Source organism: Moorena sp. SIO3H5 (assembly GCF_010692395.1).
In the GTDB taxonomy this organism is placed as follows: domain Bacteria; phylum Cyanobacteriota; class Cyanobacteriia; order Cyanobacteriales; family Coleofasciculaceae; genus Moorena.
Genome location: NZ_JAAHHS010000162.1, coordinates 1 through 15,793 on the forward strand (window position 1 = coordinate 1; position 15,793 = coordinate 15,793).

Annotated in this window: 15 protein-coding genes and 1 tRNA gene; 5 read left to right on the forward strand and 11 right to left on the reverse strand. The window is 42.9% G+C overall.

Annotation, left to right across the window (positions count from 1 at the left end):
* Nucleotides 1–290 (forward strand): helix-turn-helix domain-containing protein (locus F6K52_RS18245; RefSeq protein ID WP_293080453.1); only part of this gene is annotated, 290 nt, incomplete at its 5' end.
* 135 nt (nucleotides 291–425) lie between these two features.
* Here F6K52_RS18245 and chlP read toward each other — a convergent pair.
* A complete protein-coding gene (chlP, locus tag F6K52_RS18250) occupies nucleotides 426–1,649 on the reverse strand; it encodes a geranylgeranyl reductase (RefSeq protein ID WP_364418396.1) in 1,224 nt (407 codons plus the stop codon).
* Between the two features lie 832 nt (nucleotides 1,650–2,481).
* On the opposite strand from chlP, the gene F6K52_RS18255 reads away from it, so the two are divergent.
* From F6K52_RS18255 to F6K52_RS18265, 3 genes are all read left to right on the forward strand, one after another.
* Nucleotides 2,482–2,958, forward strand: coding sequence for an IS607 family transposase (locus F6K52_RS18255; protein ID WP_293080458.1), 477 nt, complete (start codon nucleotides 2,482–2,484; stop codon nucleotides 2,956–2,958).
* A complete protein-coding gene (locus tag F6K52_RS18260) occupies nucleotides 2,915–4,063 on the forward strand; it encodes a transposase (protein ID WP_293080460.1) in 1,149 nt (382 codons plus the stop codon). The genes F6K52_RS18255 and F6K52_RS18260 overlap by 44 nt, the downstream gene beginning before the upstream one ends.
* Before the next feature lie 393 nt (nucleotides 4,064–4,456).
* Nucleotides 4,457–5,455: a glycosyltransferase gene (locus tag F6K52_RS18265; protein ID WP_293080463.1), complete on the forward strand. Its 999-nt coding sequence runs from the start codon at nucleotides 4,457–4,459 to the stop codon at nucleotides 5,453–5,455.
* Nucleotides 5,456–5,534: 79 nt separating this feature from the next.
* On the opposite strand, the gene F6K52_RS18270 is transcribed toward F6K52_RS18265, so the two are convergent.
* Nucleotides 5,535–6,773 carry a DUF445 family protein gene (locus F6K52_RS18270; protein ID WP_293080465.1) on the reverse strand — a complete coding sequence of 413 codons (1,239 nt, stop codon included), beginning with the start codon at nucleotides 6,771–6,773 and terminating at the stop codon, nucleotides 5,535–5,537.
* Between the two features lie 492 nt (nucleotides 6,774–7,265).
* Between F6K52_RS18270 and F6K52_RS18275 the strand changes: the two genes are divergently transcribed.
* Complete coding sequence (locus tag F6K52_RS18275; RefSeq protein WP_293080469.1) at nucleotides 7,266–8,360, forward strand: RuBisCO accumulation factor 1; 1,095 nt, start codon at nucleotides 7,266–7,268, stop codon at nucleotides 8,358–8,360.
* Between the two features lie 103 nt (nucleotides 8,361–8,463).
* On the opposite strand, the gene F6K52_RS18280 is transcribed toward F6K52_RS18275, so the two are convergent.
* The 9 genes from F6K52_RS18280 to F6K52_RS18320 all read right to left on the reverse strand — a co-directional run.
* Complete coding sequence (locus F6K52_RS18280) at nucleotides 8,464–9,111, reverse strand: class I SAM-dependent methyltransferase (protein WP_293080472.1); 648 nt, start codon at nucleotides 9,109–9,111, stop codon at nucleotides 8,464–8,466.
* Between the two features lie 134 nt (nucleotides 9,112–9,245).
* On the reverse strand, nucleotides 9,246–9,668 hold the full coding sequence (locus F6K52_RS18285; protein WP_293080476.1) for a hypothetical protein: 423 nt from the start codon (nucleotides 9,666–9,668) through the stop codon (nucleotides 9,246–9,248).
* A 22-nt stretch (nucleotides 9,669–9,690) separates the two neighbouring features.
* Nucleotides 9,691–9,774: transfer RNA gene (locus tag F6K52_RS18290), tRNA-Leu, on the reverse strand.
* Nucleotides 9,753–10,622 carry a M48 family metallopeptidase gene (locus F6K52_RS18295; protein ID WP_293080480.1) on the reverse strand — a complete coding sequence of 290 codons (870 nt, stop codon included), beginning with the start codon at nucleotides 10,620–10,622 and terminating at the stop codon, nucleotides 9,753–9,755. The genes F6K52_RS18290 and F6K52_RS18295 overlap by 22 nt, the downstream gene beginning before the upstream one ends.
* A 212-nt stretch (nucleotides 10,623–10,834) precedes the next feature.
* Nucleotides 10,835–11,191 (reverse strand): iron-sulfur cluster assembly accessory protein, encoded by a 357-nt coding sequence (locus tag F6K52_RS18300; protein ID WP_070394331.1) that lies wholly within the window; start codon nucleotides 11,189–11,191, stop codon nucleotides 10,835–10,837.
* Nucleotides 11,192–11,462: 271 nt separating this feature from the next.
* Nucleotides 11,463–12,575 carry a tetratricopeptide repeat protein gene (locus F6K52_RS18305; RefSeq protein ID WP_293080483.1) on the reverse strand — a complete coding sequence of 371 codons (1,113 nt, stop codon included), beginning with the start codon at nucleotides 12,573–12,575 and terminating at the stop codon, nucleotides 11,463–11,465.
* Nucleotides 12,576–13,081: 506 nt separating this feature from the next.
* A complete protein-coding gene (locus F6K52_RS18310; protein WP_293080486.1) occupies nucleotides 13,082–13,921 on the reverse strand; it encodes an alpha/beta hydrolase in 840 nt (279 codons plus the stop codon).
* A 141-nt stretch (nucleotides 13,922–14,062) separates the two neighbouring features.
* A complete protein-coding gene (gene clpX, locus F6K52_RS18315; protein WP_070394328.1) occupies nucleotides 14,063–15,409 on the reverse strand; it encodes an ATP-dependent protease ATP-binding subunit ClpX in 1,347 nt (448 codons plus the stop codon).
* A gap of 13 nt (nucleotides 15,410–15,422) precedes the next feature.
* Nucleotides 15,423–15,793 (reverse strand): ATP-dependent Clp protease proteolytic subunit (locus F6K52_RS18320; RefSeq protein ID WP_293080495.1); only part of this gene is annotated, 371 nt, incomplete at its 5' end.

Below are 15,793 nucleotides of genomic sequence, written 5' to 3' on the forward strand. Positions count from 1 at the left end.
TTTGGTTTGATAAAACCGTGAAACTGACCCATCTCGAGTTTGAACTACTGCACTGTTTACTGCAGCGCCATGGTCAAACTGTTTCTCCCAGCGAAATCCTTAAAGAAGTTTGGGGGTATGACCCTGACGATGATATCGAAACCATTCGAGTGCATATTCGTCACCTTAGAACCAAGCTAGAACCTGATCCCCGCCATCCTAAGTACATCAAAACCGTTTATGGAGCAGGTTATTGCTTAGAGTTACCCAATACAGAAAAGACCCTAGAAGTGACTTCGGCGACTGCCTAGAATGAACTTGGTGATGTCAGAGCTAGTACAAATCGACTTTCTTAACCTAGATGGGAAAGCCCCCGCCCTTAAGCCGGGGGTAAGCTTTCTCACCGTTACTCAGTTGGCTACTTCTGATCAGAAATAGATCAAGTTCTAGGGAGCCAAAGCATTGCCCCGCAACAAGCTACCAATTGTCTTCGCTGTAATCTTCATTTGAATAAGAGGATTAGCAGGTACAACGGTTTTATAGAGATAGCTATCGAAGGTCAGCTGCTGCACATCCTTGTCAGCACACATCTCTACAAAGGCTTCTCGGCTAGCATCGGAGTTATAGAAAACTCGTTGTAGAATATCTAGGACTTTGTAGGTCATGCCGTATTTCTTATCCCAGCGCTTCAGGTAAAGCTTGAGGTCACTCTCTGTCGGGATACGGCTACCACCGTTAGAGGTTTCGACAATGGTTTCAGCACACATCCGAGCTGATTTAGCCGCAAAGTAAATTCCTTCCCCAGAGGATTTAGTTACTGTTCCAGCAGCATCACCTACCAAAGCTACCCGACCAACTACACGTCTAGGTCTGGGATGCTCAGGAATCGGATGGGCTTCCACTTTGATAATTTTTCCACCCACAAGTTTCTTAGCCGCACGGGCGCGAATCCCTGCTTGTAGCTTTTTGATCAGGGCTTGGTTGACCCTCATAGTGCCGGTGCCAACAGCAACGTGGTCGTATTTAGGGAAAACCCAGGCGTAGAAATCAGGAGAGACATCATTGCCCACATACATTTCTGCCAGGTCTTGGTAGTAATTCATCATGTTATCTGGCAGACTGATGCGCTCTTGGAAAGCGATCGCATAATTGTAATCCCCAGCATCAATTGCTTTGGCAACCCGGGAATTTGCCCCATCAGCTCCAATCACCACATCTACTTTCAAGGTTTTGTGGGTTCCCTTGACACTGCCATCAGAATGGTCAGAATAATAGATGGTATAGGGTTGAGAGTTACTGGTGGGAATATCGAGTTTATAAACGGTGCCATTAATTAAGTTAGCCCCCAACTCAGCCGCACGATTGCGCATGAACCCATCAAGCACCTCGCGACGGCACATCCCAATATATTCGTTTTCCTTTTTTATATGGATATCAACTTCAACATCAGACGGTGAGATCATCTTCATGTTTCTCACTTGCCGGTCAATAATTTCTGGTGGCAGGTCAAACTCACTCACCATACATAGTGGAATCGCACCACCACAGGGCTTAGCATTGTCCAGCTTACGCTCAAACAAATAGGTTTCGATTCCTGCTTTAGCTAACGTCTCGGCAGCAGAAGAGCCTGCTGGTCCCGAACCAACTACTGCAACCCTTAGTGCTGGCATGTTTTCTCCCATGGTTTTTTAAGCTACGCAATGCATACTATCATGGACTTTCCTGTGATTTGAACCTTACCTAATATTTGGGGTCAAGTTGCAATACACCTTAACAAAAGTTCGTAACATTACTTAACAAGTACGGCTGTGATTGGTCATTTTCATCGTTACCGATTAATTATTAAGATTAATTATAAATTGTTAATTGTTATTGTTAATTGTTATTAATTGTTAAGGTTAACTCTTAATTAGATCGACCTTAGACCTGTTGGAAAATAAGAGAAAATATCCATAATGTAGGCAACTCGGTAAAGTAATACCAATTCGTCAAAGTAGGACTACAGATGCAGATGCTCCGAGAGTCGAGTTTTGGAACTACTGAATTTAGCGTTTTAGTTTCTTCCGTGCCTGCTAGCGACTTCAGATAATTTATGTTAATAAATCAGACTTTTAAAGAAGGTTATACTCATTAATATCATGAACCCAAAACGTGTGCTAATTATCTGTTAATAGTTATTAGGATTCTTTATTAAAGAGATTTTTAAAAACATCAGATGCACCCATAAGCAACCAAGATGGGTTGCTCTACATGGATTTGAGTTTTACCATAGCTGAACAAAATCCCATCAGGGTGCGTAATACCCCATAAGACCAGTATTAAAGCAGCCTTAAAACCCCCTACCCCCTTTTAAAATTACTAGTTTGTCGAGTATGCTATGGCTATAGCCTTTTGCCAGGGAAGTAGCTTGGCCATCAAACAAGGGGTTGATGAGGCTTGTCAGAGTTGATTAAAATATACACTAATCTACCACTATCTCCAAGTCTGTGGTAGATAATAACTATGGCACTTGTACCACTCCGTAAGGCGGTCGAACTTACGGGACTCTCCAGGAACACTCTAAGGAAGTATGCAGATAATGGGACAATCAAATGGGAAAAAACCCCAGGAGGAACTAGATTCTTTGACACAGAGAGCAAGCTCCGCCTCGGTGCCAGATCATCTCAACATCTTCAAGCTGTTTGCTGCTACTGCCTCCTCAGCAGTAGCAAACAAAGGGACGACCTCGCCAGGCAAGTCGCCTACAAGCACTCCCTCTTCCCGGAAGCGGAGATCATCTTTGACATCGGTTCAGGACTCAACTACAAAAGAAAAGGACTTAGAACCATATTGGAGCGAATTGTGCTCGGAGATCAGCTCACGATTGTTGTTGCCTGTAGAGACCGACTTACCCGATTCGGGTTTGAACTTATTGAGTACCTGGTCGGTCTCAACGGTGGAAAAATCCTGGTTCTCGACCAACCTGAAAGTTGTCTTTGATCAGAGCAAGCCGCAGATCTTCTGTCCATCATTCAAGTCTTCTGTTGCCTTGTCCACGGACTCCGAAAGTACGGTTCGAAAATCAAAGAAGATCCGAGTGTTCCTAAACCCTGAGCAACGCTCAATAGTTCGTAAGTGGTTTGGAGTGTCCCGTTATGTTTTCAATAAAACCGTCAAGATCCTCTCTGATGGTGAGACCAAAGCTAATTGGAAAGCTATTAAGACTGGCATATTAAATGACCTACCTGAGTGGTGTAAAGCAGTGCCTTATCAAATCAAATCTATAGCGATAAAGGATGCTTGCACTGCTGTTAGAGAGGCCAAGAAAAAATACAAAAAAACTTCACAAATTAACCGAGTAAGATTTAGGTCTCGTAAGAACCCTGTTCAGTCTTGCTATATCCCTAAGTCAGCAGTGTCTAGGAAAGGTGTCTATCACACAAAGCTGGGAGAAATTGCCTTTGCTGAGACTCTACCTGAGAATATCTGTGATTGTCGATTAACTAGCACTAACGGTAATTGCTACCTGGTAGTTCCCCATGAAGCAACTAATGTTAAAGCCGAAAACCAAGGCAGAGTAGTCGCTTTAGACCCCGGTGTTAGGACTTTTTTGACATTCTTTAGTGAGACTTCTGTAGGAAAGATTGGGGATGGTGATTTTTCCCGAATTCAGCGACTTTGTTCTCATCTCGATAGTCTGATGTCCCGAACAAGTAAAGCGTGTAAAGGACAAAAGCGCCGAATGAGAAAAGCCGCTAGAAGGATGATCATAAAAATCCAGAATCTGATCAACGAATTACATCACAAAGCTGCCCGATTCTTAGTTGACAACTTTGATGTGATTTTGCTTCCCACTTTTGAGACTTCTCAGATGTCCCGAAAGACTAACCGCAAGATTAGATCGAAAACAGTTCGCAATATGCTCTCTTTTGCTCATTATCGTTTCAAAGAATTCCTAAAGTATAAAGCCCAAGAAACAGGGAAAATTGTTGTAGATGTTTGTGAAGCCTATACGAGTAAAACCGTTAGTTGGACTGGGGAGCTGGTTAACATCGGCGGCAGCAAAATAATTAAATCAAAAGTTGATGGCCGATCTATGGATTGACCTTTGGTCACGCTTCGCGAACGAGACATTAACGGCGCTCGTGGGATATTCCTGCGAGCCCTGGGAGATACCCCCTGGCTGAGAAATCAGCTTGCATTAGTGAGCCTTGATTTGCCTTTGGTAGATTTTGGTAGCTAAAAAGTATCGGTCTACTTTCTGATATCTTCTTTCAGAAGTAGTGCAAAAGCCTAAAAAGTACGGCTGGCTATCGCCTTTTGGCTCTTAGCTCAGAGATTACCTCTGGGATGATGTATGTCAGTCGATAAAATCATTACCTGAAACCAGTATTTTTTGACCATAATTTTATAAATTAATCCAAGACTACCAACCAGATAATGCCAACAAAATTTGGTCATTACTGACTTTTAACCTATGGTATAAATAATTTATTTCATGAATACATCTGTCTCAGTAGTTATCACCACCTTTAATAAAGCCCAGTACCTAGAACAATCAGTAAAGAGTGTACTAGCGCAAACATTTTCCCAGATTGAATGCATTATTGTCGATGATGGCTCTACTGATAATACCCGCCAAGTTGCTGATCAGTTAGTCCACTCCTACCCACAGATACAGTACTTTTATAAAGACAATGGAGGCGTCTCGTCTGCTCGTAATTTTGGCGCTGATAAAGTGACTGGAGAATGGATTCAATTCTTAGATGCTGATGATTGGATTCATGAAGATAAGATCAGATTCCAATTGAGCTGTTTAGAGGGAACTGGTGATAATATAGTATTTTACTCTGACTACGAACGGATCTATGTTGATCAAAACGAAAACATTATTGAAACCAAGCCTCATGTTGTTGGTGCTCTCACCAAAGAACAGCTAATCGAACGACTGCTAATTTGTCCAGATTTTCTGGCAGACTCTCCTTTTCCATTGTTACAGCAATCGATGCTGTTCAAGAAAAAACTTTTAGACCAGAGAAATTTTGATACTCGCCTGAAAGCTTGTGAGGATCGAGAATGGGTATTGGAACTTCTACAACGGAACGTCAGATTTGTCCATACTCCAATCATCGGAGCCTATTATAGAAAACACCGCTTCAATCTCACCGATAATAGCTCACTGATGCGGGAGTCTTACATTAAGTATTTTGAAATTGTCTTGACAAATCACCAAGCATTAGTTAGCTTCGGTCAGAAAAGTATTAAGTATTTGATAGAAAAAAGTTTTGAGGAAAAAGACCAGGAAAGTTTTACCAGACTGGCTAACTTAGTGGAATTACCAGTGTATCTGCTCAATAGCAAAATTAAAGTTAATCATCGTTGGTTGTTAAATTTACTCTATTGGCTCCGAACGATAATACCAAACTTTTTACTATACGAAAGATACCGAGGTCCCCGTTCTCGTAAACTTTTATCCATAATTAGCCGTCAGTCTTAGCATAAACTGGGATAAACGTCCCCTTCCGTAGGATCAGGCTCAGGATAAATTCTATAGAGTATCCTGATTAAATTCCTGATTAAATTCCTCCTGTCAACAGCAGCAGCACTGTTTGAAATAGTCCTACCATTACCCCTAAAATACCCCCTAAATTTACAATAGCTTGTAATTCACTTTTTACTAAAGTCTGAATCGTGATTTCCATATCTTTTGGAGAAGTAGCGTTTACCCGTTCAACAATCACCTCATCAATAGATAAAATCGGAATCACTTCAGTCATGATTTTTTCCAAATCCTCCTCCAGGTAGCGCTCTATAACCAAAGCGAGTTCCTTGCTAATCATTGTCAACGATGTAGTCATAATTGCTGACTCTCGGAGCCGATTAATAATTAACACAGACACTTTTTCCCAGTCAATAGATTCATTTAATCCTTGTATAAATCCAGCACCACCCTCTTGAATATAAGCACGCACCGAATCCCGCATAGTTTTCCGTAGTTGTCTCACTGTTGACAAAGGCAGATTTTGCAATGAAACATTTTGCAACCATTCCCGCAAGCGATCGCGAGTTCCTAGAGCCACAATTAACTCTTCGATGCGAGCATTAGTCGCTTCTTTTTCGTCAAGGCAAAAGCTTCGGAGGCGGATCAAAGCATTGCGCACACCAAATAAATTTGCCACCACCCAGTATGTCCCACTCGACTTTTCCCGAAAGTCTTCATCAATGATTTGAATGTTGCGGTCAGTTAGGAAATCAATAACTGCCTGTCGCAAAATATCTGGGGGGAGTACTACTTTTAATATCCACTCAGAAAGCTTCCGAGCTTGTTCTTGATCCAGTCGAAACTCCAATAAAATCTGGTCAAAAACATGGTTAAGTTGAGCTTCTAGGAAATCCTTACGACGAGCTAAGACTTTTAGCATACGTGGCAACGATTCCCCTATCAAGTCTCGGAGAATCCCAGCAAGAATATGAGCTGTTTTCTGTTGCTTATCCGACCGGACTTGATCTAGCCCTAAGTTTAATAGCCACAAGATCGCTGCTTCCACACGTTCAGTATGCAGCAGACGCTTTGCCAAACGCTGTAACTCTTTTGGCGTCAGCAGAGACCCCATAATAGTGTCAGCCACTCGCTTAGCCAGCCGTTCCTGGTTGCGGGGAATTAAACCTGGTGTAAAAGGTAGCTGACGCTTACCGATGTAAATTGGTCTGTAGGGACGGAACAACATTTTGATGGCTAAATCATTAGTGAAATAGCCAATAATCCCCCCAGCTATAGGAGGAACAAACAACAAGAATAAGTTAAACAGATCCAAAACAAAAATCGAGTTGTGTAGAACTTAAAAAGTAGGTAATAGGTAAGTTTAAAGTATGATTAAAAAAGTCATAATTTTACACTAGTTATAGCATTTATTAAATAGGTAATGTAAATGTAAATAGGTGATGTACCACGCCCTGGGGGATTTAGGGAGTATAGAATAGAGAGTAGGTAATAGGGAATAGAGAACTTACGTTCAGGGAATAGGGAAAAAATCCTGCGTACCTCATTACTAGTAAAAAGACTATATATGGCTGCGGTTCCTTAACAATTATTAGGTTTGAGGATTAATTAAAAGATGCACCATACCTCATTTATCCTTGCTGCCTTTACACTTGCTATCTTCATCTTTTATACTTCAAGAATCGATGTAATGCCCAATCTCTATTTTAGGCTTTCTCCAAAAGTGACATCCTGCGACACTAAACCCTAACGGGATATAATACACATTGCCGTTGATGGCACTGTTCGTTTTCTTTTTCTTTAAACCATGACTGAAGTACCACCAGGCTCTCCTGAAAGTCACCCTCAAACCAATTCAGAACAGATAAATACAGAAGATTTATTAACCTTACTGCGGCGTAAAGAACGCAACTGGGTGGAGTGGGGTCAAGCCTGTCAGCAGCTACAAAAAGCTGGCTACAGTTCTCAGGTAATTTTTGAAGAAACTGGGTTTGAGCCAATTCAACAGAATCAAGTGATGGTGGCATCTCAGGTTTACACAAGTTTGATTACAGTCGGGGTGTCCGATCAAGTGCGATCGCGTTTTGAGAGTACTGGTAGCGATTCCCTGTACGAGTTGCGGATTCTCACCCAAGAGGAACGAGCTGCTGCTGCTGAATTTCTCGTTGCTAGAAACTTGAACTCCGAAGGAGCCCATGAAGTTGCCAAAGCACTCAAGACCTTTTCCCGCAGAAGCCGTCCACCGGAGGGATTCACCAATCATCCTGGTGATGCTGTTGCCTATCAGTATTGGAAACTTGCCAAACAACACAATGATTTGCAAGAACGTTCTCGTTTAATTGCCCGAGGCTTGATGTTTGCTCATACTCAACAAGCCCGGCAACAAATCGAAGAATTACTCACAGGAGCGTTTGGTAGCACTCAGCGTCCAGCCCCCAGATTACCCATATACCGCCTTGAAGCTGAAGAAGATTTGCCCCGTTTGCTTCCGGTAGTGGGTGCCTTACCCCTGACAATAGCTGATCTCAACCAGGTTCCTAAAACTGACTATACCGGTGCTTTCAATATAGTTAAAGGGCTTCGAGAGCAGACGTTCGTGGCAGTACCCGGCTGGCAGGTAGTTTTGAAGGCACAAGATCCAGTGGTGATTTTCTGTAACAGTAATCAGCTGCCTATTCAACAGAATAACAAACCTGAAGATATTTTGCTTATTATTGACCGCTCACAGCAGCAGTGGGATGGGGACAGCTACTTTTTGGTTGAAGAATCAGGACAGTTAGAGATTAAGTGGTTTCCAGATTCTCCTGATGTTAGTTTTTTGGGACGCCTCATCCTAGTATTACGACCGAAAAAAATTCTGGATGAAGCCTTGAGTCAAGATGTCTGGCAAATTGATGAGTAATTAGTCATTAGTTATTAAGTTAGTTAATTTCTGTTTTGTTGACTCTTGACTATTGGCTGTTGACTCTTAAAAATTACCCTCAACAAAACCCTTTTCATCAGGCTCAAGTAGTTCGATTAGCCAGTACGGCATAGAATGGATCGCCTAAAGTGATCCCAAGCTGTAGCAGAAAAGTAGGAAGCGGCGATGGTCGAGCAACAACCTCAGGCGAACTAAATCCAGGAATAGACTGGTAATAGGTTTTTACTAACTCCACTCGACTTTTCTCGGTCCCATCTCGCCAGGACTGAATCGCCTTTTGAAAAAACATTCGGTTAGAAAAGCTAATAATTGCCATTCCCCCTGGTTTTAAGACACGATGAATCTCAGCAAAAACTTTTTCGGGGTACTGAATATACTGAACTGAAACAGCAATCAGTACAGCATCAAAGTCTTGGTCAGGCAATGGCAATTGCTGGTTTTGATTCAGGTCTTGGATAAAGTAGTGATTAAGTCTAGGATTTTTGACCAGTTCTTCCAGATTCATTCCATGCCCCTCAACATGAGCAAACTCCATGTCTTCTGGTAAGTGAGAAACCCAACTGCTCATCAGATCCAGGATGCGGGTGTTGGGTTGTAGTCGCTCCCGGTAGAGGTTTACCAGCTGATCGATAAAGCCCTCATCGACATGAGTCACAAACCGTGGAAATGAATAGAACAGAGCATCATCGCTCTCATCCAATTTACTGCGTTGAAGGCGCTGGTCAATCATTGTATGAGCTAATATCTATCTTGTTAAGCTTGTTAAGAATATTATAAAGATTTATTAAGCTTATGGTATGTATAGCAGTCGCCAGGGCAGGCGCGGACATGACAAAAGTCTCAAACCTAAGTAAGCGCAAGAGTTTAACTTCTGACTTCTGACTTCTGACTTCTGACTTCTGACTTCTGACTTCTGACTTCTGACTTCTGACTTCTGACTTCTGACTTCTGACTTCTGACTTCTGACTTCTGACTTCTGACTTCTGACTTCTGACTTCTGCTATATTTCTGAGTTTGGGTTAATGCAAGGAATATTTTGAGCTGGTTAGACAGGGTTCTACAAAAAAAATAGGGAAGAGCATTTATATCTCTTCCCCATCGTTGATTTTGGTTTTGATTTTGGTTGTCTTGATTTTGGTTTCGGAGTCCTTTCCGACTTTCCTTAAGCTTCCGGCGCAGCATCTGAGTCTGTTTTTTCAGTTGTCTGTGCCGTGCAGAGCCTCCTTTTCCTTTCCGGTTACGTCCTTCTCGGCGGGGCGATTCCCACCGTTTTAGTCGTTGTGCCATTAATTTTGCCCCTTAGTTACAGTGGGCGGGGAGAGACTCGAACTCTCATGACCATAAGGCCGCCACATTTTGAGTGTGGTGCGTCTACCAATTTCGCCACCCGCCCGTTTGGGCATCCCCATTATTATAACTAATTAACCGCTGATTTAACAAGGACTGATAAGATTGAGAACTTGCCCAACGGTCAATTTCTCTCGCCCGTAGTACAGGTAAGGGATGGCTTAGTTGAGAGATCTGCAATTGTTTGAGTACTTGACCCAGCTCAGTATCACCGACACTATCGTAAGCCCTAGCTTGAGCGATAAACGCATCTAAGTTCAGTTGTGGTGCCAGAGTTGGCGAACCACCAGCTAGTTTCATCAATACAGACATGACCACTCTCGGATTTTGAGTAGCCAGTAAAGCAGCGCGATCGCAACTAAATTCCGCACATCGTAGCCACTCTAACATCTTCTCCTGTATGCTTTGAGCAATGAGCATCCCCCAATTCGGAATTAAACTAGCCGCTAATACCATGATATTGAGCGGTGTTAGGTACACCCCATGTTCACATTTGAGATGACCCAGTTCATGGGCAATAACCGCCTGAATTTCCTCTGGTGTCAGCAGATCAATTAAAGAGGTGTGCAAGACAATGAAAGGCTGTTTACCCCGCATAGCAAAGGTATAGGCATTGGGAGCGGGATTTTGCTGCACATAAAGTTGAGGCGGCTCTAAATCTAAAGTTGTGCAGGCATCTTCGAGTAGTTTATGAAGATGGGGTAGTTGATTTTCTCCCACCAAAACACTAGCAGCAATATTGTTCAGATAAAAAAACTGTTCCGCCACAGGACCTAGTAAATTTCGCACCACCAAGTCTATCCCTGGCAACTGCTTCAGGGCTGTGGTTGCTTCCAAATCTAGAGGATGACGGAAATGATCTGCCTTCAGACCAAATAGTGATGTTTTAGTCATGAGCTGTTAGTCGTTAGTCATTAGTAATTACTTATTAGTCTAGGACTTCCCCAAAATCTTTAGCTCAAGCCTAATCTATTGTAGGGGTACAAGCCTTGCGCCCTAACTAGATATAGCGCTACCTATAAGCGCTAACCTATATAGCACCACTGCCTAAGTCTTCTAGTCCTTGGTGGTGGTCGTGAACTGACAGACTTTCAACTAACAATCCTCTAAACGCTAAACGACTTACCACACCCACAGCTTTGATTGGCATTGGGATTGGTGAATTGGAATCCACCACCAATCATAGCATCGCTGTAATCGAGTACCAGACCATAGAGATAAAGCAGACTCTTTGGATCACAGATTATTTTGAAGCCATCGTAGTCAAAGATTTCATCATTCTCCCGAATGTTACTAGGTTCTTCAAAATCCATCATGTAAGACAGTCCTGAACAGCCTCCCTGGCGAACACCAACTCGCAGGTAAAGGTCTTTTCCTTGACTTTGTTGCAGGGCTAAAACATGCTTTAGGGCTTTATCTGTCAGTTGAATACCTTTTTGCTGTGACTCAGTTGCTTGTGCCATTGCTTACTTGTGACTCCTAATTTTGCTTGGTTTTACGTTGTTGTGCATCTTAAAGAAAGATAATTATGAGGCTGTAACCCACAATTTAGCTTAGAGTGTCTCATAAAACTAGATGCTTCACAGCTTATAGGTGAATCTGGTCTGCCAGTTCACAGTTTTGCTGTTTATCGATAATTATCTAATTGTCGTTAAATGGAAATTATTGGGGGTTTTAAAACTTATTCTAACGAGTCTTTAGGCTACCATGCATTAATCATTCTATGTTGCATTATCAATCTAAGTTATGGTTTAACCTTCCACCGTGACTCAGATACTGGCTAATCTCTTCTTCACTAACTCGGTAACCACAGTTAATGATCATCTTCTGTACTTGTTTGCTGCACTGCACCCCTTGCTCAGATATACCCAGACAGTCATAAACTGTCCTGAGTTGAGAGAATTCAGCCTTGTCATGGAACAAGCTCTCCCCCTCCCCAGGATGGGCGATTTCTTGCCAAAGTCTTAAGGCTTGTAAGTGATACGCTAAGGCATGGGGGTAATTTCCCAAGTGGTAGTGAACCGCTCCGATATAATCTAAGCTTCTGGTGTTACCATGAGGTGGTTTACTCAGTTCCTGACCAATCTCCAAAGCTTGATGATAGAAATCCAAAGCCCGTAGTTCTTCACCTAGTCGGAAGTAAACTGTGCCAATCCTCTCAAGAGTACTTAACTTCCGACTAGAGTGACGAGAGGATGTTTTTTTTTCGTGAATGCTTAGGGCTTGCTCCAAGACAGCAAGAGCTTGACGGTATCTTCCAAGCTGGGTATAAGCTTCCCCTATATTTTCCAGTGCTCTGCCTTCGCCATCAATTGAATTGCCTAAGTTTTGAAAAATCTTCATGGCTTGGCGAAAGCATCTCAGAGCCAGTACTGGTTGATGCCAGTTATTGTGAATTTCCCCTAGGTGATTAAGGATTTTAGCAATTTCTGAGTGATCTTGAGTTTTTTGGAAAATCCTCAATGCTTTTAGATAAACCTTAAATGCCTTATCATCCTGGTTAGTTTGGCAATAAGCCATTCCGAGATGATGAAGAATGACACCTACACTCTTCGGCGAACCAACATCATTGGCCATTTGTAAACTTTGCACGAGACACTTGATGCCCCAGGCATACTCTCCCAAACGGCAATGAACTAAGCCAATGCGTTTGAGAGTATCCACTTGACCAGTCAAATCTTCGTTAGTTTGACAAATTGCTAAGGTGTTTTGCAGTGTTTTTAGTATATTTTGTAACTGACTTTGGCGATACTTACGAGCTTGAGGCTGGAAAGGATCATCTCCTGCATTCTTGTTTTGGTGTTGATCGACTTCCGTTTCAACTAGATTCTGAACCAGATGTGCCATAGTAATATTGCTCCCTGATGTAGATGGAGGGGGGATGATGGAACCCAAGAAACTTGAGTAGCCCATCTCCGTTGCTCATTTTCAGCAGTTATGTCTCTGTTTTACCTCGGTTTCCAGAGATAAGATTCCTCACAACTTGCTGTATATTCCTAAATATATTTTTCAGTAAGTTAAGGAAATTATTGAGCTATTTATAAAAATTAACATCAGTAGCCTATGCACACTAATCTGGAAAGACCTAGTTGCCGTCATACATACTACCTTCTTTCCCAATCTTCCCGTTAGCCGGTTGCCGAGGATGCGCTTCTTGAAGCGAACTCACTCTCAAAATCTTTCCGGAGAAGGGTCACACCTACTCGAATAAGAAAGTAGTAGATGCACCCTGATCACCGCCCCCAGCTTTTACAGGTTGGGGGTTTCCTGATTTTTTAACCTATTTCTATGTGGTTCAGTCTTTTGAGCACTAACCACTTATTTTCCTCGAAGAGCAGTAATTTCTTTAAGCCTCAGCTAACACAAATAAACTCCCGCACCTGCTCTAGATAAACCCCTGGAGCCTCCAACATCGGAAAGTGAGCTGTATGAGGAATTTCAACATACTTGACGTTTTGACTTAATTGTGAAGCTCTACGCCCTAGTGCTGAAGGAATAATTTTGTCGTATTCACCAGAAACTAGCAGGGTTGGCACCTTTAACTGAGCGAACTTATTAGGCATTACCTCAGCCGCATACTTACTAACCGCAGTCAGCATTGTTCCCAAAGCTGCCTCATAATCAGCCATTAGGTAATCTGCCAAAAAAACCCGGCTCACTGCCCTAGGTAGGGGATGGTGCAAAAATCGCATCATGAACACGGTACCGGCCAAGGGAATATTTAACAACCAACCGGGGCGGAACCTAACTACTAACTCACCAATTTTGTGAAAAGCGGTGAAGGATTTCTCGTCATAATCAAAAATACCGCTATTGTTCAAAATTGCCTGCTCAACCCGCCCAGGATAACGATTGAGAAACATCGTAGCAGCAGATGCCCCTAGGGAGTGGGCATTGATATAGATACGACCAAGTCCCAGGGTATCTAACAACACCACTAAATCTTCAGCATAGTCCTCCATCTCATAGGTCAAGTTTGTCCCCTGTTGGGGTAATTTTGACCTACCAAACCCCCTTAGGTCATATAGGAGGCAGTCAAAGGTATTGGATAGAGCTTTAGCGGTACTTTCCCAGTAGCGAGACGAGCCACACCAGCCATGGATAAAGACCATCACAGGTTTATTTCCAAAAGCTGTTGACTTCTTTACCCATTCATAGTAGTGTTCTACACCCCGAATTTGAATGTAAGGCATTTTCTGATCCTTGTCCTTTGTTAATTGAAAATCAACAATCAACAATCAACAATTAACAATTAACAATTAACAATCAACAATTAACAAGCAATAAATTTTATTTTGACCAATGACAAATGAAAAATTACTACTATGCTACTACTATGCTGATTCTGGCTTTGGCAATGAAGAAGGATGAACCAATAGTTCAGCAGTTGAGCGCTTCTCTACCATTTCCCTTGTGATTGTACAGCGAGTGACATCCTTACGAGAAGGCAACTCGTACATCACTTCCAGCATCAATTCTTCCACAATGCCCCTTAACGCCCTAGCACCAGTTTTACGGCGGTAAGCTTCCTGGGCCAGCGCTCGAATTGCATCTGGCATAAACTCCAAGTTAACATTGTCCATCTTCAGCAGCTTCATATACTGTTTGACAAGTGCATTCTTGGGTTCTGTCAAAATTGCCATCAGGGCTTCTTCATCCAGGGGTTCAATGACCGCTACCATTGGTATGCGACCAATGAACTCGGGAATCATGCCGAATTTCACCAAGTCATCGGGCTGCAAGTGTCGCAGAATATCTGCTGTGCGCTTTTCCTTCGACTGATTCTCTCCAGGCTGAATAAATCCCATGGAACGCTTGCCTAGGCGTTGCTCAACCACCTTATCCAAACCAACAAACGCACCACCGCAAATAAACAGAATATTGCTGGTGTCAATCTGAATGCAGTCTTGATAAGGATGTTTGCGTCCACCTTGAGGGGGAACATTAGCAATGGTTCCTTCTAGCATTTTCAGTAATGCTTGCTGGACTCCTTCCCCAGAAACATCCCTGGTAATGGAGGGATTTTCACTCTTGCGGGCTACCTTATCAATTTCATCGATATAGATAATCCCTCGCTGGGCTTCCTCCACATCCAGATCTGCCACTTGCAATAGTCGCAGTAAGATGTTTTCTACATCTTCACCAACATAACCAGCTTCTGTCAGGGTTGTGGCATCTGCCACAGCGAAAGGCACATCTAATATTTTGGCTAAGGTTTGGGCGAGTAATGTTTTACCACAACCAGTAGGACCAATTAGAAGAATGTTGGACTTTTGTAGCTCTATGCCATCATCCATTATTCCCTGACCCTGACCCTGAGCTTTAGATTGGAGCAAGCTTAGGCGCTTATAGTGGTTGTACACAGCCACTGACAGAACTTTTTTGGCTTCCTCTTGACCAATCACATGGTCATCTAGATACCGTTTAATTTCCCTGGGTTTGGGAATCTGATTCATTGAAATGCGGTTAGCACGGGGACGACGTTTCTTGGCAGGTTCTGGTCGAGGAGCAGGCTGGGGAGCAGGCGCACCGGAATCGAGTAACTCCTCATCTAAAATTTCATTACATAAATCAACACACTCATCACAAATATAGACTCCGGGGCCAGCAATTAATTTGCGTACTTGCTCTTGAGACTTACCGCAGAAGGAACATTTTAGATGGGAGTCGTATTTAGACATAAGAAGCCTCTTTCTAAATAGAAGCGACAGCTGCTTCCTGGTTAGGAAGATTCTGCCGGGAGATCACCTGGTCAATTAAACCATAGTCTTTAGCTTCCGCCGCTGACATGAAAAAGTCGCGTTCGGTATCTTCGGCAATTTGAGCCACCGGTTTACCGGTGTGATTAGCCAGTAATTCGTTAAGGGTTTGCTTGTGGTATAGAATTTCCTTAGCTTGAATTTCTATATCCACCGCTTGTCCCTGAGCACCGCCAAGGGGCTGGTGAATCATAATCCGAGAATTGGGCAATGCCATCCGCTTACCAGCAGCTCCCCCTGCTAGGAGAAATGCGCCCATACTAGCAGCTAAGCCATAGCATATGGTAACCACATCTGGGCGCACTT